The sequence below is a fragment of the Pseudomonas sp. SMV71 genome (genome assembly GCF_052042015.1).
In the GTDB taxonomy this organism is placed as follows: Bacteria; Pseudomonadota; Gammaproteobacteria; order Pseudomonadales; family Pseudomonadaceae; genus Aquipseudomonas.
The window spans coordinates 1-19,904 of sequence record NZ_JBKGGU010000023.1; the positions used below are offsets into that span (position 1 = coordinate 1).

Here is a 19,904-nt window from a genome sequence, read left to right on the forward strand (position 1 = left end):
GACGTCAGCCCGGGCGACGCAACTTCGATCAGTCTTCCAGCAACTCTTCAGCCTGACCCAGGATATTGTCCAGGGTGAAGCCGAACTCCTCGAACAGCGCCGACGCAGGCGCCGATTCGCCGTAGGTGGTCATGCCGATCACGCGGCCCTCCAGGCCCACGTACTTGTACCAGTAGTCGGCGTGAGCGGCTTCGATGGCGATCCGGGCGCTGACCTGCAAGGGCAATACGGTCTGCTTGTAGCCGGCGTCCTGGGCGTCGAACACGCTGGTGCACGGCATGGAAACCACACGCACGTTGCGGCCCTGCGCGGTCAGCTTGTCGTAGGCCTGCACGGCCAGGCCGACTTCCGAACCGGTGGCGATCAGGATCAACTCAGGCTCGCCGATGCAGTCCTTGAGCACGTAGCCGCCACGGCTGATGTCGCCGATCTGCTCGGCGCTGCGCTCCTGGTGCTGCAGGTTCTGGCGCGAGAAGATCAACGCCGATGGGCCGTCGTTGCGCTCGATCGCATACTTCCAGGCCACTGCCGATTCCACGGCATCGCATGGGCGCCAGGTGTCCAGGTTCGGCGTGCAACGCAGGCTCGCCAGTTGCTCGATCGGCTGGTGAGTCGGGCCGTCTTCGCCCAGGCCGATGGAGTCGTGGGTGAACACGTAGAGCACGCGTTTTTTCATCAGGGCCGACATGCGCACGGCGTTGCGGGCATATTCCATGAACATCAGGAACGTCGCGCCGTAAGGCACCAGGCCGCCATGCAGCGCGACGCCGTTCATGATCGCGCTCATGCCGAACTCGCGAACGCCGTAGTACATGTAGTTGCCGCTGGCGTCTTCTGCGCTCACGCCCTTGCAACCTTTCCACAGGGTCAGGTTGGAACCGGCCAGGTCGGCCGAACCGCCCAGCAGTTCCGGCAGCAGCGGGCCGAACGCGTTCAAGGTGTTCTGGCTGGCCTTGCGGCTGGCGATGGTTTCGCCCTTGGCCGCGACTTCGGCGATGTACGCCGAGGCTTTTTCAGCGAAATCGGCCGGCAACTCACCACTGAGGCGACGCACCAGTTCGTTGGCCTGCTCGGGGAATTTGGCCGAGTAGGCTGCGAAACGCTGGTCCCAGTCGGCTTCGAGCGCACGACCTTTTTCCTTGGCGTCCCATTCGGCGTAGATGTCGGCCGGGATTTCGAACGGGCCGTGGTTCCACTTCAAGGCCGCGCGGGTCAGGGCGATTTCCTCGGCGCCCAGTGGCGCGCCGTGGCAGTCTTCCTTGCCTTGCTTGTTCGGCGAACCGAAACCGATGGTGGTCTTGCAGCAGATCAGGGTCGGCTGGGCGCTTTTGCGAGCGGTCTCGATGGCGGTCTTGATCTCTTCCGGATCGTGGCCGTCAACGTTGCGGATCACCAGCCAGTTATAGGCCTCGAACCGCTTGGGCGTGTCGTCGGTGAACCAGCCTTCGACTTCACCGTCGATGGAGATGCCGTTGTCGTCATAGAACGCGATCAGTTTGTTCAGGCCCAGGGTGCCGGCCAGAGAAGCCACTTCGTGGGAAATACCTTCCATCATGCAGCCATCACCCAGGAACACGTAGGTGTGGTGGTCGACGATGTCATGGCCTGGACGGTTGAACTGCGCCGCCAGGACTTTTTCCGCGAGGGCAAAGCCCACGGCATTGGCCAGGCCCTGGCCCAGTGGGCCGGTGGTGGTTTCCACGCCCGGGGTGTAACCGTATTCCGGGTGGCCCGGGGTGCGGCTGTGCAACTGGCGGAAGTTCTTCAGGTCATCGATCGACAGGTCGTAGCCGGTCAGGTGCAGCAGCGAGTAGATCAACATCGAACCGTGGCCGTTGGACAGCACGAAGCGGTCACGGTCAGCGAACAAGGGGTTGCTCGGGCTGTGCTTGAGGTAATCGCGCCAAAGCACCTCGGCGATATCCGCCATACCCATCGGGGCACCGGGGTGGCCGCTGTTGGCTTTCTGCACGGCATCCATGCTGAGGGCACGAATGGCATTGGCTCGCTCACGACGGCTGGGCATCGCTGATCTCCTGCGGGAATTGAATCGAGAATGAATAAAACGAAACTGAAAAAAGGCGAGCATTTTCCCTCAGCCACCCGCCCCGGGGCAATGACAGATAGTCATCCTTGGGCGTTTTTCCGGCTGATAAGGGTGCATTCGCCAGGTGAAACCTTTCCGCTGATGGCTTGTAGAGTCAAGCACAGGATGGGAAGTGCCATTTATCCACCAATATCAAAACATTTTGATATTGACCTTGCGATGAGTTGCCCCCCTCTCTAGACTGCCGACCTATGAATTTGCACGCGCCTTCCATTCGCCATGACGATTGCGACGAGCTGGCGGCCCTTTGCAAGGCCGGCGGCGATCCGTTGCGCCTGAATGTTTTGCGCGCCTTGGCCAACGACTCGTTCGGCGTGCTGGAGCTGGCGCAGATTTTCGATATCGGTCAGTCCGGAATGAGCCACCATCTCAAGGTCCTGGCCCAGGCCGACCTGGTGGCGACCCGCCGCGAAGGCAATGCAATCTTCTACCGTCGCGCCCTGCCCCACACCGAGCTGTTGGGCGGAAAGCTGCATGCCGCGCTGCTCGAAGAAGTGGACGCGTTGCAACTTCCGACTGATGTGCAGGCGCGTATCGCCCAGGTCCACCGGCAGCGGGCCGCCGCCAGTCAGGATTTTTTCGCCCGGGTGGCCGAGAAGTTTCGCGCCCAGCAGGACCTGATCGCCGGCTTGCCGCAATACCGTGAAAGCATCCTGGCCCTGCTCGACAAGCTCAGCTTCGAGCGGACGGCCACGGCAATCGAAGTCGGCCCCGGTGACGGGGCTTTTCTGCCGGAGCTGGCGCGGCGCTTCAGCCAGGTGACGGCGCTGGACAACAGCCCGGCCATGCTCGAACTGGCGCGTCAGGTATGTGAGCGGGAAACACTGTCTAACGTTCGCCTGCAACTGGCCGATGCCTTGAACGGCGTGAGCCTGCAGGCCGACTGCGTTGTATTGAACATGGTGCTGCACCATTTCGCCGCGCCGGCCGATGCCCTCAGGCACTTGGCCGAGCTGCTGAAACCGGGCGGCAGCCTGCTGGTGACAGAGTTATGCAGCCACAATCAGAGCTGGGCCAGGGGGGCCTGCGGAGATCTCTGGCTGGGGTTTGAACAGGACGACCTGGCCCGTTGGGCCACCGCTGCGGGCCTCGTGCCCGGGGAAAGCCTTTATGTAGGCTTACGCAATGGTTTCCAGATCCAGGTTCGCCACTTTCAGCGGCCCACTGGCGACACTCACCAACGGTAACTTGTAGGAAAACATCGAGATGAGCGAATACTCCCTTTTCACCTCCGAGTCCGTGTCTGAAGGGCATCCGGACAAAATCGCCGACCAGATTTCTGACGCGGTGCTGGACGCCATCATTGCTGAAGACAAGTTCGCCCGCGTGGCGTGCGAGACTCTGGTGAAAACGGGCGTGGCGATCATCGCCGGCGAAGTCACCACCTCGGCCTGGGTCGACCTGGAACAGATCGTCCGTGACGTGATCCTGGGTATCGGCTACAACAGTTCCGACGTCGGCTTCGACGGCGCCACCTGCGGCGTGATGAACATTATCGGCAAGCAATCGGTGGACATCGCCCAAGGCGTTGACCGCAGCAAGCCGGAAGACCAGGGCGCCGGCGACCAGGGCCTGATGTTCGGCTACGCCAGCAACGAAACCGACGTATTGATGCCGGCCCCGATCACCTTTTCCCACCAGTTGGTCCAGCGTCAGGCCGAAGCCCGCAAATCCGGCCTGCTGCCGTGGCTGCGTCCGGACGCCAAGTCCCAGGTCACCTGCCGTTATGAAAATGGCAAGGTAGTGGGTATCGACGCCATCGTGCTGTCGACCCAGCACAACCCTGAAGTGTCCTACAAGGACCTGCGCGAAGGCGTGATGGAGCTGATCGTCAAGCATGTCCTGCCTGCCGAGCTGCTGTCCAAGGACACCCAGTTCCACATCAACCCGACCGGCAACTTCATCATCGGTGGTCCGGTCGGCGACTGCGGCCTGACCGGCCGCAAGATCATCGTCGACAGCTACGGCGGCATGGCCCGTCACGGCGGCGGCGCGTTCTCCGGCAAGGATCCGTCGAAGGTCGACCGTTCGGCCGCCTACGCCGGTCGCTACGTGGCCAAGAACATCGTGGCCGCCGGCCTGGCCGAGCGTTGCGAGATCCAGGTTTCCTACGCCATCGGCGTCGCCCAGCCTACGTCGATCTCGCTCAATACGTTCGGCACCGGCAAGATCGGCGACGACAAGATCATCCAGCTGGTACGTGAAGTGTTCGACCTGCGCCCATACGCCATCACCACCATACTCGACCTGCTGCACCCGATGTACCAGGAGACCGCAGCCTACGGCCACTTCGGCCGCACGCCGCAAACCAAGACGGTCGATGGCGACACCTTCACCACCTTCACCTGGGAAAAAACCGACCGCGCCGACGCCCTGCGCGCCGCAGCCGGCCTGTAATACCCGCCTTCAGAAAAGCCCCTGCCGACCGCGTCGCCAGGGGCTTTTTCATGCCAAACATAACCCTGTGGAGAAGGAACTTGCTCCCGCTGGGTTGCGCAGCAACCCCAATAGAGCGCGCCGCAGATCCAATATCCCTGAATGTTACATCGGGGGGCGCTTCGCGCCCCAGCGGGAGCAAGCTCCCTCGCCACAGGAGCTTGCATCGGACTCAAGACCGGCGAGCCACCAACAAAAACGAAGCCGCACTCGCCAGCAACCCAGCACACATCCGATTGAACAAGCGCTTGCCACTCGGTCGGGCAAACAACCGCCGTGCGTGGATTCCCATGTAGCAGTACAACGCAATGGCGATGCACTCAAGCGCCAGGAACAACCCACCGAGTACCGCAAACTGCTGCGTGACGACGCCCGCACGGTCGACAAACTGCGGCAGGAAGGCCGTGAACAACAGGATTGCTTTGGGATTGCCGATCGCCACCAGAAACTCCTGGCGTGCCAGGCTGCTCATGTTCGCCGTCGCGACCGCGGCGGCGCCCCCCGACTCGGGCGTGGCCCGCCACAACTGCACGGCCAGATAAAACAGATAACCCGCCCCGACGAGCTTGATTCCCAGGAACAGCAGCTCCGAGGTATGCAGCACCGCCGTCAGGCCCACAGCCGCCAGGGCGATCATGATTGCGAAGGCCACCAGTCGACCGATACCGCCGCCGCTAGCCCGCACGAATCCATAACGCGAGGCGTTGCTGATGGATAGCAGGTTATTCGGCCCCGGCGCCATGTTCAGCGCAAAGCAGGCCGGAATGAAAACAGCGAGTGTCGTCAGGTCCATCGGGCAGATTCCAGGCAGGGACGAATCGAAGGCTCATTCTGCGCCAGGCAATGAGGCGTTCAAGGCACAGTTGCACGGCTAATTCGCCTCGCACTGTACCGCCGCGACGGCGCCATCATCACCGGCAAAATCCGGAAACGCTCCGGTCGCGCAGCTTCGGCGACAGTGGCTAGCCTTCAAGGACACCCGCCGCAAGGATGCCTTTGATGCCAGCGTTGTCGTTCTTATTTGCCTGTCTTTTGTTCATCTGCCCGCCCGCCATCGCGACACCCTGCCCCGACTGGCCCGCTGAGCGCGCCGAGGCACAAATCGCTGCCCTGCAACAGCAGGTCGATACCTGGGACGACAGTTATCACCGTCTCGGTCGATCGCTGGTGGCCGATGAACTGTACGACCAGTCCCGCACCCAACTGAGCCGGTGGCGTGACTGCTTCAACCTGCCGGCGCCAGTCGACCCGCTGCGTACGGCTCGCGGGAAAATCCCACACCCGGTGGTTCATACGGGGCTGGACAAGCTCAAGGATGCCAACGCCGTCGAGGCCTGGCTACGCGGCCGGCAAGACGTCTGGGCCCAGCCGAAAATCGATGGCGTGGCGGTCAGCCTGGTTTACCGCGAGGGACACTTGCATCAAGCCATCAGCCGTGGCGACGGCGTCCACGGCCACGATTGGACCCGGGCTGCGCTGCTGATCGACGCCATTCCCCAACGACTGCGCCGTCCCATGGATCTGCGCATTCAAGGCGAGTTGTATTGGCGCCTGAGCGAGCATGTGCAAGCCAGCAGTGGCGGCCTCAACGCCCGAGGAACCGTGGCAGGGCTGATGGCGCGACATAACCTGACGGCGCAAGAGGCGGCAGGCATCGGCCTGTTTGTATGGGATTGGCCTGAAGGGCCGGACACCCTGGCCGAGCGGATGACGGTGTTGAGTGAGCTGGGTTTCGCGGATGCGCTCAACTACAACCAACCCGTCCAGAACCTCGCCGATGCCGAGCGCTGGCGTGACCATTGGTACAGGACGCCGCTGCCATTCGCCAGCGATGGGATCGTCCTGCGCCAGAGCCGCCGCCCACCCGCCGATCGCTGGCAGGCCCGGGCGCCATTCTGGAGCGTGGCCTGGAAATATCCCTACGCCCAGGCTCTGGCAGAGGTACGCAAGGTGCAATTCAAGATCGGACGTACCGGACGAATCACCCCGGTACTGGAGCTTGAACCGGTCATGCTCGACGACCGGCGCATCCGCCGGGTAAGCGTCAGTTCCCTCGAACGCTGGGAAGAAATGGACATCCGTCCCGGCGACCGGGTCGCCATCAGTCTGGCCGGGTTGACCATCCCGCGCCTCGACAGTGTCGTGTTGCGCAACACCGTGCGACAGGACATCCGCGTCCCGAGGCAGGCCGACCACCACCCGTTGAGTTGCTGGCAACCGACACCGGGCTGCGAAAGCCAGTTTCTGGCCCGCCTGAGCTGGCTCAGCGGCAAGCACGGCCTCGCCCTGCCCCACGTCGGCCCAGGCACCTGGGAAAAGCTCCTGGCCGCCGGGCGAATCGACGGGTTGCTGGATTGGTTGACCCTCGATGCCGCCGAGCTTGCTACCATTGCCGGCTTTGGCGAACACAGTAGCGCCCGCCTGCTCACCAGCCTGCAAGCCGCCCGAGAGCGTCCATTTGCGCAATGGCTCAAGGCGCTGGGTCTGCCGCCTGTCGGCGAGGCCCGTCTGGAGGGGCCGTGGCAGGTGCTGGCTGGGCGCGATGCCGAACAATGGCAAGCCGAAGCCGGCATCGGGGCGGGGCGTGCGGCGCAACTGAGCGCTTTTTTTCGCGACCCGCAGGTGTTGGCCTTGAGTCAGGTATTACGCACCGTTGGGGTCGATGGTTTCTAATCCAGACCCCAGCGGTTGAACCCAAGGGGCCAGAATGCGCTCCAACAGCGCATCTGAACCGACCGCTCGCGATACTTACGGAGTTGCTATGAATTTCCTGTCACCCGTTGCCCTGCTGGTCATCTGCAGCGTCATGGCCGCCCCTTTGCTGGCGGATGAGCAAACCCCTGAGCTCACCGGCTGCGCGGCCAAGCGCCAAGGCATCATCAATCAGATCGAGCTGGCCAAGTCCCGCGGCAACCCGGATCAGCAAGCGGGCCTGGAGACCGCGCTGAACGAGGTCACCACCCACTGCACCGACGCATCCTTGCGCAAAGAGCGTGAAAACAAAGTGCTCGAAGCCAAGCATGAGGTCAGTCGGCGCCAGGCCGACCTGGAAAAAGCCATGAAGAAAGGCGACGCCGAGCGGATCAACAAACGCAAGGACAAGCTGGCGACCTCCCGCAAGGAGCTGCAGGAAGCGGTGGATGAATTGGATAAATAAGCAGCAAGCGGCAAGCTCAAGGCCCACCCCTGCCGCTTGCCGCTGGAAACTTGCAGCTGCTTTTATTCAATGATCGCGAAATTCCTTATGGCAGGCGCTGCACGCGTCTTCGACCTTCTGCACCGCCGGCCCCAGGTTGCTGGCTTGGTAGGGTTGGATCCGGCTGGCGACCACCAGCTCTCCAGTGGCCATTTCAAGGTTGCGGGCCAGTTCCTGGAAACGCGCCTGTTTCTGCCAGACGTCATCGCGGGCGCTGGTATGGTCCTGCTCGCGCACCTGGGGAAAATGCTTCCACGGTTCGTGGGACAGTTGATCGAGTTGTACCGCGCCCTCGGCGAATCGCGCACCGTCGAACGGAACACGGCCACGCAGCATGCCGCCCAGCTCTTCGCCGGTCTTGAGCATCTGCTTGAAAATTGCCTTGCGCTGCCCCAGGGGCGAATTGGGATCGACGCCGCCACAGGCGGATAACATCAGGCAGGCCAGCACGGCCACGGAAAATCGTTGTACAAACATCTTGGCCTCGGGACAGGAAACGACGGCTAGTATCCTCGGGTCATTGGCAAACACCAATGACCCTCTCAACAATACGGGTTGTTCGAGCAGCTGATAAAGCGCTCGGAGGACTGCAAGGAAAATCTTCATGAACAGCCGCTTCAAAACCTGGCACAAAGGCCTGGCACTGACCCTACCGCTACTCGCGCTACTGGCAGGTTGCAATCGTGGCGAACAGGTCGAAGCGCCCAAAGAGCCCAAGACCCATGCCCTGGCGACCTACGTCAGCGCGCCATGGGAGGCCCTGCCGGCGGTATCCGATGAAGACCTGCTGGCCGGTTTCGGCTCCTGGCGCAGCGCCTGTAACCGGCTCAAGGCCGACCCGAACTGGGGCCCGACCTGCGCGGCTGCGGCGAATGTGCCGCAGACGGCCCGGGACGTACGCGCCTTCCTGAAACAGAACCTCGACGTCTATGGGCTGCGCTCGGCGGATAACAGCCCCAACGGCCTGATCACCGGCTACTACGAACCGGTCTACCCCGGCAGCCTGACCCGGACTGCCACTGCGAATATCCCGGTGTACGGGGTGCCGGAGGACATGATCATCGTGTCGCTGGACAGCATTTATCCCGAGCTCAAGGGCAAGCGCCTGCGTGGCCGGCTCGAAGGCCGGGTGCTCAAGCCGTACGACGATGCCGCCACCATCGAAACCAAGGGTGTGAAAGCACCGGTCATTGCCTGGCTGACCGATCCTATGAATCTGCAGTTCTTGCAGATCCAGGGCTCGGGCCGCATCCGCCTCGATGACGGCCGCCAGCTCCGCATCGCCTATGCCGACCAGAACGGCCACCCCTACCGGCCCATCGGTCGCTGGCTGGTCGAACAAGGGCAACTTGCGAAGGAAGACGTGACCATGGGCACCATCAGTGCCTGGGCCAAGGCCAACCCGAACCGGATACCCGAGTTGCTGGGCAGCAACCCCAGCTACGTGTTTTTCAACCGTAACCCTGACAGTAACGAAGGCCCGCGAGGTTCGCTGAACGTGCCACTGACCGCCGGCTACAGCGTGGCGGTGGATCGCAAGGTGATTCCGCTGGGCAGCCTGCTGTGGCTGTCCACGACCCGCCCCGACGGCAGCGCCGTGAACCGGCCCGTCGCCGCCCAGGACACCGGCGGCGCAATCACCGGTGAAGTGCGTGCGGATCTGTTCTGGGGCACCGGCGAGGAGGCAGGACAACTGGCCGGGGACATGAAGCAGCAGGGCCAGATCTGGATGCTCTGGCCCAAAGGCATGGCACTGCCACAAGTGCCGCAGGTGGCGAATGCGGTGACAGCCAACCGCTAGAATCGGGTTGGCTGTTCCGGGCGGCGATCCGACGATGAGGCCAGTACAGGTACCGAAATTCGACAGCCAGGCTCAGATCGAAACAAAAAAGAAACTCGCCACCAGCCCCACCCCCACCAACCACACCAGCGAACGCAGGAGCGCCCAGTCCGCCAGGTAGCAGATGATGTAAAGCAAGCGGCTGGTGATGAACAGCACTGCCAATACGTTGATGGTCACAAGCTCGGCGTTGCCGGCCAGGTGCGCGACGATGACTGCGGCGGCGAAGGCCGGATTGATTTCATAGCTGTTCAACTGCGCGGCATAGGCTCGCCGGGGCGCGCCATCGAGGCTTTCCAGGAAGTCCCGCGGGTCGTGGTTGTCCTGCAACCGGAATCTACCGCCGACCTTGGCGATGACGATGCACAGATAAGGCAGTACGAAGGCAATCAAAATACACCACAGGGCAACCGTCATGACGCAGTTCCTTCTTCGGTTTGAGGAAAATCGGGGAATCGGCGGTGCGGCTCAGAACTTCATCACCAACATGCCTGCCAGCACCAGCCCGCAAGCTAAGAGCCGCGGACGGCCAAAAGGTTCTTTCAGGTAGCGCATGCCGAACAACACCACCAAGATCACGCTGATTTCCCGCAGCGCCGCCGCTTCGGCGATCGACCCCAGTTGCATGGCCCATAACACCAGAGCGTAGCTGAACAATACGCAGAACCCGACCGCCACCCCCAACCGCCACTGCTCACGCCAGAACCCCACGAATGCCGGGCGTTTGGCGACCATCGCCAGCAGCGGGAACGGCCAGGCACTGAGCAGGGTCAGCCAGACCAGGTAATCCAGCGGGTGCGACCAGCGGCGCAGGGCATGTCCGTCGATGAAGGTGTAGCAGCCGATACACAGACCGATCAGCGCCACCACCGGCAACATCGACCAGGGCAGTCGCTCTCCGCCGCCGCCCTGCCACAACAGGCAAAGCATGCCGAACGGAATCAACAGGATGCCGATCACCTGCTGGACCGTCAGCGCCTCACCGCCAAAGATCAGCGTCAGTGTCAGCACCACCAGCGGCGACAAGCCGCGCATCAGCGGATACACCAGCCCCAGGTCACCGACCCGATACGCCTGGATGAGCAGATAGCGATAAAGCAGCTCGAAGGCCGCCGAGGCCAGGATCCACGGCCAGATCTCCAGCGGGGGCAATGCCACCAACCCCAGGGCCGACACAGCGAACAGCAACGCGACGCTGTCCATGCACGCCACCACCAGCAAGCGCTCGCCGCTGAACTTGATCAGCGTATTCCACGCCGCATGCAACAGCGCCGCCACTAACACCAAGGCCGTCGCAAGCACGGCACACTCCTTTCCCTGCCCCATCGATCAGTGGGCGATGAATTGATTCGCGATCCTTCGACAGCTGTTTATACTGCCAGCCACCACGCCGCATTCAGTTGCGCATACTCCAATTCCAATAATCTTGCTGGTGCCCCGTATCGTTCGAAACGGAGCAGCCCGGCTGCGTATGCCTGATCAGAGCGTCAAGACTACAGACAGAGACCTTGCGCATGCCACTCGCCTTGCTTGCTTTGGCCGTCGCCGCTTTCGGCATCGGCACGACTGAATTCGTCATCATGGGGCTATTGCCCGATGTCGCCCGCGACCTGGCGGTGAGCATTCCCCAGGCCGGGCTGCTGATCACCGGTTATGCCCTGGGTGTGGTGTTCGGCGCGCCAATCCTCGCCATCGGCACCGCCAACATGCCGCGCAAGGCCACATTGCTGGGCATGACCTTGATGTTCATCCTCGGCAATGTGCTCTGCGCGCTGGCGCCGAACTACGCCACGCTGATGGCCGCCCGGGTCATTACCGCGCTGTGCCACGGAGCGTTTTTCGGTATCGGTTCGGTGGTGGCGGCCGGGCTGGTGGCGCCGAACAAACGGGCCCAGGCGATTGCCATGATGTTCACCGGCCTGACCCTGGCGAACGTGCTCGGCGTGCCGTTGGGCACGGCCCTGGGCCAATACGCCGGCTGGCGCGCAACGTTCTGGGCGGTGGCGGTCATCGGCGTCATCGCAGCTGCCGCCCAATGGGTCTGGCTGCCCAGGGAAATCCCCATGGAGAAGGCCAATCTGGCCAGCGAGTTCAAGGTCCTGGGCAAGGCCAACGTGCTCCTGGCCCTGGGCATGAGCGTGCTGGCTTCCACCAGCCTGTTCAGCGTGTTCACCTACATCGCACCGATCCTGCAGGACATCACCGGCGTCAGCCCCCACGGCGTCACGGTGATGCTGCTGTTGTTCGGGGTCGGCCTGACGGCGGGCAGTTTCCTTGGCGGCCGCCTGGCCGACCGGCGCCTGTTGCCGTCGCTGGTGGGCATGACCCTGGCCGTGGTGCTGGTGCTGGCCGCGTTCAGCCAGACCAGTCAATCGGTAATTGCGGCGGCGATCACCCTGGTGCTGTGGGGCATCTTCGCCTTCGCCCTGTGCCCGATCCTGCAACTGCTGATCATCGACCAGGCCCATGAAGCGCCGAACCTCGGCTCGACCCTGAACCAGAGCGCATTCAACCTCGGCAACGCCGCGGGCGCGTGGATCGGCGGCCTGGTAGTCGCCAGCGGCGCGGATCTGGCGGACCTGCCATGGACCGGCGCCCTGGTCGGCGGCCTGACGACATTGACGGCGTTGTTCTTTATTTATCGACAGCGGCGCCTGGCAGCGGTCGCTGTTTGACGGCCGAAGAAATTGACCCCACCCGTGAGCGAATGGGCTGCGTATTCAGTAGGAAAATATTCCGGTACGCGCAGGTGGTTTTACCTACCGGCTGAAAGCACCGCTCCAGAGCCCTTTGACTGAAACCGCCGGGGCGTGCTGGCAAACGGCGGTTATTTTTCCAATTGAGTCATCGGGCAAAACGCCTTCAGGTTTTGTTTAAAGTTCGGCCCCCCTATCCCGGGTCCAAGGAAAGAACCTGAATGCCTTTACCTTCGATACAACACTCCATTACCCCTCGCTCGAACCCTACCGAGCCATCGAATGAGGTCGCCAGCACGACGCCCCCCGAAAATGAACGCGTATTGGTAAGCAACGCAACGGCACAGTCGATAACGATCATTGAATATGCCGACGGTAGCGCCAGGCTCCTGATGGATCACCCGCCAATCCATTGCTTGAACCTGAGTGGCGGAGGCGTCAAAGGCGCCGCTTACTCCGGCGCCATCGCGGCGCTCGAAGCCATGGACGTATTAGAAGCTATCCGCCTGATTTGCGGCGTCTCGGCCGGGGCCATTTCAGCCGCCTTACTGGCCAGCGGCATGAATCATAAGGGCTTCGACAGGATTTCCGACGACATCCCGCTTATCTCATTGCTCGATAGTGCAAAGGCCGACGTCTCTGCTGAGCAGCAGGAATGGTCGAGGATGGGCGTAAATATGAAGGCCCTCCCCTTCGTGCAACTACTCTGCGATTTGCTGCCACGCCTGGGCTCCGAAGGCACGAAGCTGAAGGAACTGATCAGACAGGAATCCTGCGCGGCCCTTTTGGATTGCTGCGAACAACAAACCGAGCTTAGCGAAGACGCGCAACGCGCTATCGCCAACGTGCGCAACAACCAATACGTCACGTTTGGCGACCTGAAGGTGCTGAGCGAGGAAATTAAACAAATCAAGGCGCTGGAAATCGCCGGCACCGCCATGTACGAGGACGGCGCGCAACGGGTGGTTTTCTGCGCAGAACTTACTCCCGAAATGGATATTGCCGAGGCGGCGCTCATCTCTGCGGCCCTGCCGATAGTCTTCAGCAAACCGACCCAGCAAGGGTTGCCGTTCCAACTGAGAAAACAAGAAGGCAGCAACGACGGTGTCGAGGAAATCACCAAATTCGTCGACGGCGGCGTCAAGCAGAACACACCGATACACGGTCTCGACCGCCCTACTGTCAGGATGAGCCCGATTCCGGATGCGGACACCGAGCAGTTGATCCTCGTATTCGAGTCCGAACCCGGAGAAACGAAAAAGCACGGTACGGGACCATCGACCTTGGTCGACAAAATTCTGGGGACATCTTTTACAGCGGACGGAGCACGACTTGAAGAACGACTCAAACCTTTCAAGGATAAAACGATTGTCGTCCCAATGAAGGTCAAGAGTGGCGATTACAGTGGCACGTTCAAAGGGACAATCAACTTCCCGATGAGTAAGGAAGTCAAAAACGAGCTTCAGGAAGCGTTGCGCAAGAAGACTGTGGACCATTTGAACAAACGCAACGCCGAACAACTGGTCTTCCATTTCCCCTCAGCGCAAGCCGCCCTGCTGGCGTTGAACAACGACCAGTTCTCGCAATTGCAAACAGAGCCGGAAGGCAGAGAAACCTATGCCCAAGTGAGTCACTTCAGGCGAGAGGCCGGGCGAGCACTGGCGAATCTGAAAGACGCGATCAGGGCTGCCAACGAAATGTCCAACAAGCTTGAGCCAAACCCGGCACTGCTCCACGCCATTTCGGCGCTGGACGACCTCGCGGACCAACCCGACAAGCTGGAGTGGTTGGCGAAAAGCCTCAATCATGGCAACGACCCGGATTTCATGCAGTTGTTGCAGGCCGCAGTTCTTTGGGATGAGGGTGCATCCGACGTCGCCTCCATAGTCACGAGTCGCGCCATTGAGGAGATGCGACGCCATGACCTCGCTGCCCGCATCGATAACGTCATTGAATATGTGCTCTATCCCTCACGTTATCTGGGCGGCCAGCCCCAGAAGAACCTGGACCTTATCGCCGGCGCCCTCAGGGAACTGTCGCAGGTGCAGAACGAAACGGACTTCAACAAGGCGCTCATACGCCTCATAGCAAACTATAAATCACGCCTTACAGGCCTGACTCCATTCAGCTCAACCACCATCGACGAGTTGAAAAAAAGGCTGATAAAACCCCGTACGCCGATCTGAAGGAGCTTGCCAACAGCGTCCCGCCTATTGCGAATCAACACGCCGCTCAGCCCCACTCGCACGATTGGCCTTGGGCGGCCCTTCCTCGCTTCGAATCTGCGCGTGGCTGAGCAAGGCAAAGATAAAGCTGCCACCGACAATATTGCCGGCCAGCGTCGGTCCGGCGAACACCAGCCAGAAATCCTTCCAGGCCAGCTCGCCGGCGAACACCAGGTAGGACACCTCCGCCGAACCCACGACAATGTGGGTGAAGTCGCCGAGCGCCATCAGGTAGGTGATCAGAATGATGGTCCACATCTTGGCGCTCTCCATGGACGGGATCATCCAGACCATGGTCGCGATCATCCAGCCGGAAATGATGCCCTTGGCGAACATCTGGCCGGTGTCGTTTTCCATGACCTTGCGGCCGATCTCCAGGAAGGCCAGGTCGGTGCGCTGGTCGAAGATCGGCAGGTGCAGCATCACGTAAGCCACCAGCAAGGTGCCGCACAGGTTGCCCAACAGCACCACGCTCCAGAGCCGCAACAAACGACCGAAATTACTCAGCGTGGGCTTGCTCATGACCGGCAGCACGGCGGTCAGGGTGTTCTCGGTGAACAATTGCTGGCGGGCAAGGATCACCGCGAGAAAGCCCGCACAGTAGCCGAAACTGGCGATCACCTTGAAGCCTTCGTGGTCCGGCAACCGGGAGTTGAGCAGTCCCATCGCCATCAGGGACAGGCCCATGGTCAACCCCGCCGCCAGGGCCGACCACCAGAGTGCGGTAATACTGCGCTCCAGTTCCTGGTCACCCTGGGTGCGGATGATTTCATGCAGCACCGCGGCCCGGGGCGGCTGGTTGCGGTCGACTTCGTGCTTTTCCTGCGGAGACAGGTCAGGGGTCTTGCCGTCTTTGTGAGTGTCCATAAAGCGCCCGTAGCGAGGTCGTGATGAATCTACGACACGCGGCGTTCGCAGCTGTTCAGTGAGGCAGGCAATGTGGTGCAACCTTGAGGGCCTTATCGCGAGCAGGCTCGCTCCCACAAAAGACTAGCGACGTTCAAAGGATATGAACACGACGCGAAACCCTGTGGGAGCGAGCCTGCTCGCGATGGGCGCACCGCCGAGCTCACTCGTTGGCAATGTCATCCTGGAACTGGTCCTTGACGTATTTGATCTCGGTCCGGCCATGGGGCGCCGGCAGGCCATCTTCGCCGAGGTTGACGAAGACCATTTTCTCCACGGTCAGGATGCTCTTGCGGGTGATTTTGTTGCGCACCTCGCAGGTCAGGGTGATAGAGGTGCGGCCAAATTCAGTGGCAGTGATCCCCAGCTCGATGATATCGCCCTGGCGCGAGGCGCTGACGAAGTTGATCTCCGAGATGTACTTGGTGACCACGCGCTGGTTGCCCAGCTGGACGATGGCGTAGATCGCCGCTTCTTCGTCGATCCAGCGCAACAGGCTGCCGCCGAACAGCGTGCCGTTGGGGTTGAGGTCTTCGGGCTTGACCCATTTGCGGGTGTGGAAATTCATGTTCACTCCTGAGTGTCTGGCCGATGAATAGCCGCATCATGGCAGACCGGCCGGTCAGGCTCTACGTCGCGGCTCCTATAACGATCATCGGCAATTTCGATTTGCCGACAGAAACCCTTTGGAAGATCGGCCGGGCCCGTTATAATCGCCCCCGCTTTAGCCGGTCCACGCTTGGACCGTTCCCGCCACCTGTCCGAGGGGCGCTGCAGCAGGCTCGACCTGTCAGGCTCGGATGGGGCGTTGTTCGTACGGGCTACCCGCATGGACACTAAACGCACAACGGCGCCCATTCGCATACATTACGAATGGAGGCTCTTCATGAGCGCTGTCATCACGCCTGCAGATTTTACCGATTACAAAGTCGCCGACATGTCCCTGGCCGCCTGGGGCCGTCGCGAGATCATCATCGCCGAATCCGAAATGCCGGCCCTGATGGGTCTGCGTCGCAAGTACGCCGGTGAACAGCCGCTCAAGGGCGCTAAAATCCTCGGCTGCATCCACATGACCATCCAGACCGCCGTGCTGATCGAAACCCTGGTTGCCCTGGGTGCCGAAGTGCGCTGGTCGTCGTGCAATATCTTCTCCACCCAGGACCAGGCCGCTGCCGCCATTGCCGCCGCCGGTATCCCGGTATTCGCCTGGAAAGGCGAGACCGAGCAAGAGTACGAGTGGTGCCTGGAGCAGACCATCCTCAAGGATGGCCAGCCATGGGACGCCAACATGATCCTCGACGACGGCGGCGACCTGACCGAGCTGCTGCACAAGAAATATGCCGCAGTACTGGACAAGGTCCACGGCGTCACCGAAGAGACCACCACCGGCGTGCACCGTCTGCTGGACATGCTGGCCAAGGGCGAGCTGATGATTCCGGCCATCAACGTCAACGACTCGGTCACCAAGAGCAAGAACGACAACAAGTACGGCTGCCGTCACAGCCTGAACGACGCCATCAAGCGCGGCACCGACCACCTGTTGTCGGGCAAGCAGGCACTGGTGATCGGCTACGGTGACGTGGGCAAAGGCTCGGCCCAGTCCCTGCGCCAGGAAGGCATGATCGTCAAGGTTTCCGAAGTCGACCCGATCTGTGCCATGCAGGCCTGCATGGACGGTTTCGAACTGGTCTCGCCGTTCATCGACGGTAACAACGACGGCACCGAAGCCAGCATCGACAAGGCTTTGCTGGGCAAGATCGACCTGATCGTGACCACCACCGGCAACGTCAACGTCTGCGACGCCAACATGCTCAAGGCCCTGAAGAAGCGCGCCGTGGTCTGCAACATCGGTCACTTCGACAATGAAATCGACACCGCTTTCATGCGCAAGAACTGGGCATGGGAAGAAGTGAAGCCGCAGGTCCACAAAGTGCACCGCACCGGCGCCGGCAGCTTCGACCCACAGAACGACGACTACCTGATCCTGCTGGCCGAAGGCCGCCTGGTCAACCTGGGCAACGCCACCGGCCACCCGAGCCGCATCATGGACGGTTCGTTCGCCAACCAGGTCCTGGCGCAGATCTTCCTGTTCGGCCAGAAATACGCCGACCTGTCGCCGGCCCAGAAAGCCGAGCGCCTGACCGTAGAAGTACTGCCCAAGAAACTCGACGAAGAAGTGGCCCTGGAAATGGTCCGCGGTTTCGGCGGCGTGGTCACCAAGCTGACCAAGCAACAGGCTGACTACATCGGCGTGACTGTCGAAGGCCCGTTCAAGCCGCACGCTTATCGGTACTGATGGCAGCTGCAAGCTTTGAGCTTCAAGCTACAAGTAAAAGCAGCTTATTTTTACTTGTGGTTTGAGGCTTGGGGCTTGGGGCTTACTTCTTCATCGCTATTACGCAGCCGCAAACTGCAAGCTTAAGCACAAGAACTCGGCGCACCGCTCTCTTGTAGCTTTTAGCTTGTAGCTCGCAGCTGGGAGCTCCGACCATGTCCCAAGATCGTCGCTACAGTTTCGAGTTCTTCCCGACGAAGACCGATGCTGGGCATGAAAAACTGATCGCCACTGCCCGTCAGTTGGCGAGCTACAACCCTGACTTCTTCTCCTGCACTTATGGCGCCGGTGGTTCGACCCGTGACCGCACGATCAACACCGTGTTGCAACTTGAGAGCGAAGTGAAAATCCCGGCCGCCCCGCACCTTTCCTGCGTGGGCGACAGCAAGGCTGATCTGCGCAACCTGTTGACCCAGTACAAGGCTGCGGGCATCAAGCGGATCGTGGCCCTGCGCGGTGACCTGCCCTCGGGCATGGGCATGGCCAGCGGTGAGTTGCGCCATGCCAACGACCTGGTGAGTTTCATTCGTGAGGAAACCGGCGAGCATTTCCACATCGAAGTGGCGGCTTATCCGGAGATGCACCCCCAGGCGCGCAATTTCGAAGACGACCTGCGCAACTTCGTCCGCAAAGCCAACGCTGGCGCCAACAGCGCGATCACCCAGTATTTCTTCAACGCCGACAGCTACTTTTACTTTGTCGAGCGCGTGCGCAAGCTGGGCGTCGACATCCCAGTGGTGCCGGGGATCATGCCGATCACCAACTACAGCAAGCTGGCGCGTTTCTCCGACGCCTGCGGCGCAGAGATCCCGCGCTGGGTCCGCAAGCAGCTGGAAGCCTATGGCGACGACACCGCCAGCATCCAGAGCTTCGGCGAGCAAGTCATCACGCAGATGTGTGAGCGCCTGCTGCAAGGCGGTGCACCGGGATTGCACTTCTACACCCTCAACCAGGCCGAACCGAGCCTGGCGGTGTGGAACAACCTCAAGCTGCCGCGCTGATAGCGTGATGCGAATAAAGGGCCCTGGCGAAAACCAGGGCCTTTTTTCATTTCGCCAGGAGGCCGGGAGTGGACCATGACAGGCCAATAGGCCCGACTGCACCGCGAACACCGATGGCATGCAACAGGCCACCAAGGTACAGGCCAGAGCGCTCTAGCTATTTGATGGGCTCTCAGCGTAACCTCAGGCCATGCCCGTCATTGCCCACTTACTGACCGCCCTTCTTCTCTTGTGCCTGAGCATGGTTGCCCGGGCTGAAAAGTTGCGGATTGTCACCGAACCCTGGGCGCCCTACGTCTTTGAAGAGAACGGCAAGGCCCAGGGATTGGACTACGAAACCACTGCCATTGTGTTCAAGCGCCTGGGCATCGATGTGGAATGGCAGTTTTTGCCATGGAAGCGTTGCCTGGCGATGTTGGAACAGGGACTGGCGGACGGTGCGCTGGACATTTTCCAGAGCAGTGAGCGCGATGCGATGCTGCTTTACCCCAGCGAACCTCTCTCGGATGTGGAATTTGTGATGTTCTACGCCAACGCCCGACCCCATCCGTTTCGCTCGCTCGATGAGCTGGGCGGCCTGACTATCGGCACTTCGCCCGGCTATCTCTACAGCCAGGCCTTCAGCGAAGCCAGCCATTTCAAGCGGGAAACGGCGCCGACGCACGAAGCCAACTTCGGCAAGCTGCAATTGGGCCGGATCGACCTGCTGATCACCGATCGCAGGGTCGGCCGATACATGCTCGAGCAAATGAAACTGGGTGACCAGATCACCGAAAACCCAGTCGTGGTCAGCCGCCAAAGCCAGTACCTGGCGGTGCGCCGCAAGGCCGGGATGGATTTGCTGGTGCAACGTTTCGCCGCCGAACTCAAGCGGTTCAAGCGCGAACCGGCCTATGCCGAACTGAGCGCCCGCTACGGTGCCGGCCCCCTCGCCGGGGTCGCAGCGCCAGGTCCGGCCATCCCACAAATAAACCGTTGAGCAGCAGGAACGCGGCGCACGGCGTTTGCTCTGTTATACTCGCGCCTTCCCGCCAGGCTCACGCCCGGACGCCCGGTCTTGCAAAAGGTCTCCGGACACCGCTACAGCGCAGCTTCAAGCCCGCGCGAGCCTTGTCCGCAAGAGCCTTTGAGACCCGGCAGGACCGGACGGGATGACGTCTTT

At 61.4% G+C, this 19,904-nt stretch carries 16 protein-coding genes, 1 pseudogene and 1 riboswitch; of the genes and pseudogenes, 10 read left to right on the forward strand and 7 right to left on the reverse strand.

The window, feature by feature from the left end; translation table 11 throughout:
* Nucleotides 1-28 precede the first annotated feature (28 nt).
* On the reverse strand, nt 29-2,026 hold the full coding sequence (gene tkt, locus ACLEJQ_RS21195) for a transketolase (RefSeq protein ID WP_440798110.1): 1,998 nt from the start codon (nt 2,024-2,026) through the stop codon (nt 29-31).
* Between the two features lie 272 nt (nt 2,027-2,298).
* Here tkt and ACLEJQ_RS21200 point away from each other — a divergent pair, with 272 nt between their 5' ends.
* Together ACLEJQ_RS21200 and metK are read left to right on the forward strand one after the other, a co-directional pair.
* Nucleotides 2,299-3,294, forward strand: a complete 996-nt coding sequence (locus ACLEJQ_RS21200; RefSeq protein WP_440798112.1) for an ArsR/SmtB family transcription factor — start codon at nt 2,299-2,301, stop codon at nt 3,292-3,294.
* 19 nt (nt 3,295-3,313) lie between these two features.
* Nucleotides 3,314-4,504: a methionine adenosyltransferase gene (metK, locus tag ACLEJQ_RS21205; protein WP_440798114.1), complete on the forward strand. Its 1,191-nt coding sequence runs from the start codon at nt 3,314-3,316 to the stop codon at nt 4,502-4,504.
* Nucleotides 4,505-4,715: 211 nt separating this feature from the next.
* Here the strand turns inward: metK and ACLEJQ_RS21210 are convergent, their stop codons facing one another.
* Nucleotides 4,716-5,336, reverse strand: coding sequence for a LysE family translocator (locus tag ACLEJQ_RS21210; RefSeq protein ID WP_440798116.1), 621 nt, complete (start codon nt 5,334-5,336; stop codon nt 4,716-4,718).
* A gap of 203 nt (nt 5,337-5,539) precedes the next feature.
* Here ACLEJQ_RS21210 and ligB point away from each other — a divergent pair, with 203 nt between their 5' ends.
* Nucleotides 5,540-7,216 (forward strand): NAD-dependent DNA ligase LigB, encoded by a 1,677-nt coding sequence (ligB, locus tag ACLEJQ_RS21215; RefSeq protein ID WP_440798265.1) that lies wholly within the window; start codon nt 5,540-5,542, stop codon nt 7,214-7,216.
* 88 nt (nt 7,217-7,304) lie between these two features.
* Entirely contained in the window at nt 7,305-7,700 is a 396-nt protein-coding gene (locus ACLEJQ_RS21220) for a DUF1090 domain-containing protein (protein WP_440798118.1), read from the forward strand.
* A 66-nt stretch (nt 7,701-7,766) separates the two neighbouring features.
* Here ACLEJQ_RS21220 and ACLEJQ_RS21225 read toward each other — a convergent pair whose 3' ends face one another.
* The gene (locus ACLEJQ_RS21225) at nt 7,767-8,216 is read right to left on the reverse strand and encodes a c-type cytochrome (RefSeq protein WP_440798120.1); all 450 of its coding nucleotides are present in this window, start codon (nt 8,214-8,216) and stop codon (nt 7,767-7,769) included.
* Between the two features lie 127 nt (nt 8,217-8,343).
* Between ACLEJQ_RS21225 and mltA the strand changes: the two genes are divergently transcribed.
* The gene (gene mltA, locus ACLEJQ_RS21230) at nt 8,344-9,540 is read left to right on the forward strand and encodes a murein transglycosylase A (protein ID WP_440798122.1); all 1,197 of its coding nucleotides are present in this window, start codon (nt 8,344-8,346) and stop codon (nt 9,538-9,540) included.
* Between the two features lie 72 nt (nt 9,541-9,612).
* On the opposite strand, the gene ACLEJQ_RS21235 is transcribed toward mltA, so the two are convergent.
* Nucleotides 9,613-9,996 (reverse strand): MAPEG family protein, encoded by a 384-nt coding sequence (locus tag ACLEJQ_RS21235; protein ID WP_440798124.1) that lies wholly within the window; start codon nt 9,994-9,996, stop codon nt 9,613-9,615.
* Nucleotides 9,997-10,047: 51 nt separating this feature from the next.
* Nucleotides 10,048-10,881 (reverse strand): EamA family transporter, encoded by an 834-nt coding sequence (locus tag ACLEJQ_RS21240; RefSeq protein ID WP_440798126.1) that lies wholly within the window; start codon nt 10,879-10,881, stop codon nt 10,048-10,050.
* A gap of 212 nt (nt 10,882-11,093) precedes the next feature.
* Between ACLEJQ_RS21240 and ACLEJQ_RS21245 the strand changes: the two genes are divergently transcribed.
* Together ACLEJQ_RS21245 and ACLEJQ_RS21250 are read left to right on the forward strand one after the other, a co-directional pair.
* Nucleotides 11,094-12,254 carry an MFS transporter gene (locus ACLEJQ_RS21245; RefSeq protein ID WP_440798128.1) on the forward strand — a complete coding sequence of 387 codons (1,161 nt, stop codon included), beginning with the start codon at nt 11,094-11,096 and terminating at the stop codon, nt 12,252-12,254.
* 242 nt (nt 12,255-12,496) lie between these two features.
* Complete coding sequence (locus ACLEJQ_RS21250; protein WP_440798129.1) at nt 12,497-14,461, forward strand: patatin-like phospholipase family protein; 1,965 nt, start codon at nt 12,497-12,499, stop codon at nt 14,459-14,461.
* A gap of 24 nt (nt 14,462-14,485) precedes the next feature.
* On the opposite strand, the gene ACLEJQ_RS21255 is transcribed toward ACLEJQ_RS21250, so the two are convergent.
* Entirely contained in the window at nt 14,486-15,367 is an 882-nt protein-coding gene (locus tag ACLEJQ_RS21255; protein WP_440798131.1) for a formate/nitrite transporter family protein, read from the reverse strand.
* A 202-nt stretch (nt 15,368-15,569) separates the two neighbouring features.
* On the reverse strand, nt 15,570-15,974 hold the full coding sequence (locus tag ACLEJQ_RS21260; RefSeq protein WP_440798133.1) for an acyl-CoA thioesterase: 405 nt from the start codon (nt 15,972-15,974) through the stop codon (nt 15,570-15,572).
* 189 nt (nt 15,975-16,163) lie between these two features.
* Nucleotides 16,164-16,269, forward strand: a riboswitch (S-adenosyl-L-homocysteine riboswitch).
* A 23-nt stretch (nt 16,270-16,292) separates the two neighbouring features.
* Between ACLEJQ_RS21260 and ahcY the strand changes: the two genes are divergently transcribed.
* The 3 genes and pseudogenes from ahcY to ACLEJQ_RS21275 all read left to right on the forward strand — a co-directional run.
* Entirely contained in the window at nt 16,293-17,702 is a 1,410-nt protein-coding gene (gene ahcY, locus ACLEJQ_RS21265) for an adenosylhomocysteinase (protein ID WP_440798135.1), read from the forward strand.
* Between the two features lie 194 nt (nt 17,703-17,896).
* Nucleotides 17,897-18,742, forward strand: a complete 846-nt coding sequence (metF, locus tag ACLEJQ_RS21270) for a methylenetetrahydrofolate reductase [NAD(P)H] (RefSeq protein ID WP_440798137.1) — start codon at nt 17,897-17,899, stop codon at nt 18,740-18,742.
* A 190-nt stretch (nt 18,743-18,932) separates the two neighbouring features.
* Nucleotides 18,933-19,743: pseudogene (locus tag ACLEJQ_RS21275) on the forward strand (substrate-binding periplasmic protein); the annotation flags it as partial.
* Nucleotides 19,744-19,904: the final 161 nt, after the last annotated feature.

Excerpts from the sequence above, each read along its gene's own strand:
- tkt (WP_440798110.1), bottom strand. The coding sequence starts at position 2,026 with ATGCCCAGCCGTCGTGAGCGAGCCAATGCCATTCGTGCCCTCAGCATG.
- ACLEJQ_RS21200 (WP_440798112.1), top strand. The coding sequence starts at position 2,299 with ATGAATTTGCACGCGCCTTCCATTCGCCATGACGATTGCGACGAGCTG.
- metK (WP_440798114.1), top strand. The coding sequence starts at position 3,314 with ATGAGCGAATACTCCCTTTTCACCTCCGAGTCCGTGTCTGAAGGGCAT.
- ACLEJQ_RS21210 (WP_440798116.1), bottom strand. The coding sequence starts at position 5,336 with ATGGACCTGACGACACTCGCTGTTTTCATTCCGGCCTGCTTTGCGCTG.
- ACLEJQ_RS21220 (WP_440798118.1), top strand. The coding sequence starts at position 7,305 with ATGAATTTCCTGTCACCCGTTGCCCTGCTGGTCATCTGCAGCGTCATG.
- ACLEJQ_RS21225 (WP_440798120.1), bottom strand. The coding sequence starts at position 8,216 with ATGTTTGTACAACGATTTTCCGTGGCCGTGCTGGCCTGCCTGATGTTA.
- mltA (WP_440798122.1), top strand. The coding sequence starts at position 8,344 with ATGAACAGCCGCTTCAAAACCTGGCACAAAGGCCTGGCACTGACCCTA.
- ACLEJQ_RS21235 (WP_440798124.1), bottom strand. The coding sequence starts at position 9,996 with ATGACGGTTGCCCTGTGGTGTATTTTGATTGCCTTCGTACTGCCTTAT.
- ACLEJQ_RS21245 (WP_440798128.1), top strand. The coding sequence starts at position 11,094 with ATGCCACTCGCCTTGCTTGCTTTGGCCGTCGCCGCTTTCGGCATCGGC.
- ACLEJQ_RS21250 (WP_440798129.1), top strand. The coding sequence starts at position 12,497 with ATGCCTTTACCTTCGATACAACACTCCATTACCCCTCGCTCGAACCCT.
- ACLEJQ_RS21255 (WP_440798131.1), bottom strand. The coding sequence starts at position 15,367 with ATGGACACTCACAAAGACGGCAAGACCCCTGACCTGTCTCCGCAGGAA.
- ACLEJQ_RS21260 (WP_440798133.1), bottom strand. The coding sequence starts at position 15,974 with ATGAATTTCCACACCCGCAAATGGGTCAAGCCCGAAGACCTCAACCCC.
- ahcY (WP_440798135.1), top strand. The coding sequence starts at position 16,293 with ATGAGCGCTGTCATCACGCCTGCAGATTTTACCGATTACAAAGTCGCC.
- metF (WP_440798137.1), top strand. The coding sequence starts at position 17,897 with ATGTCCCAAGATCGTCGCTACAGTTTCGAGTTCTTCCCGACGAAGACC.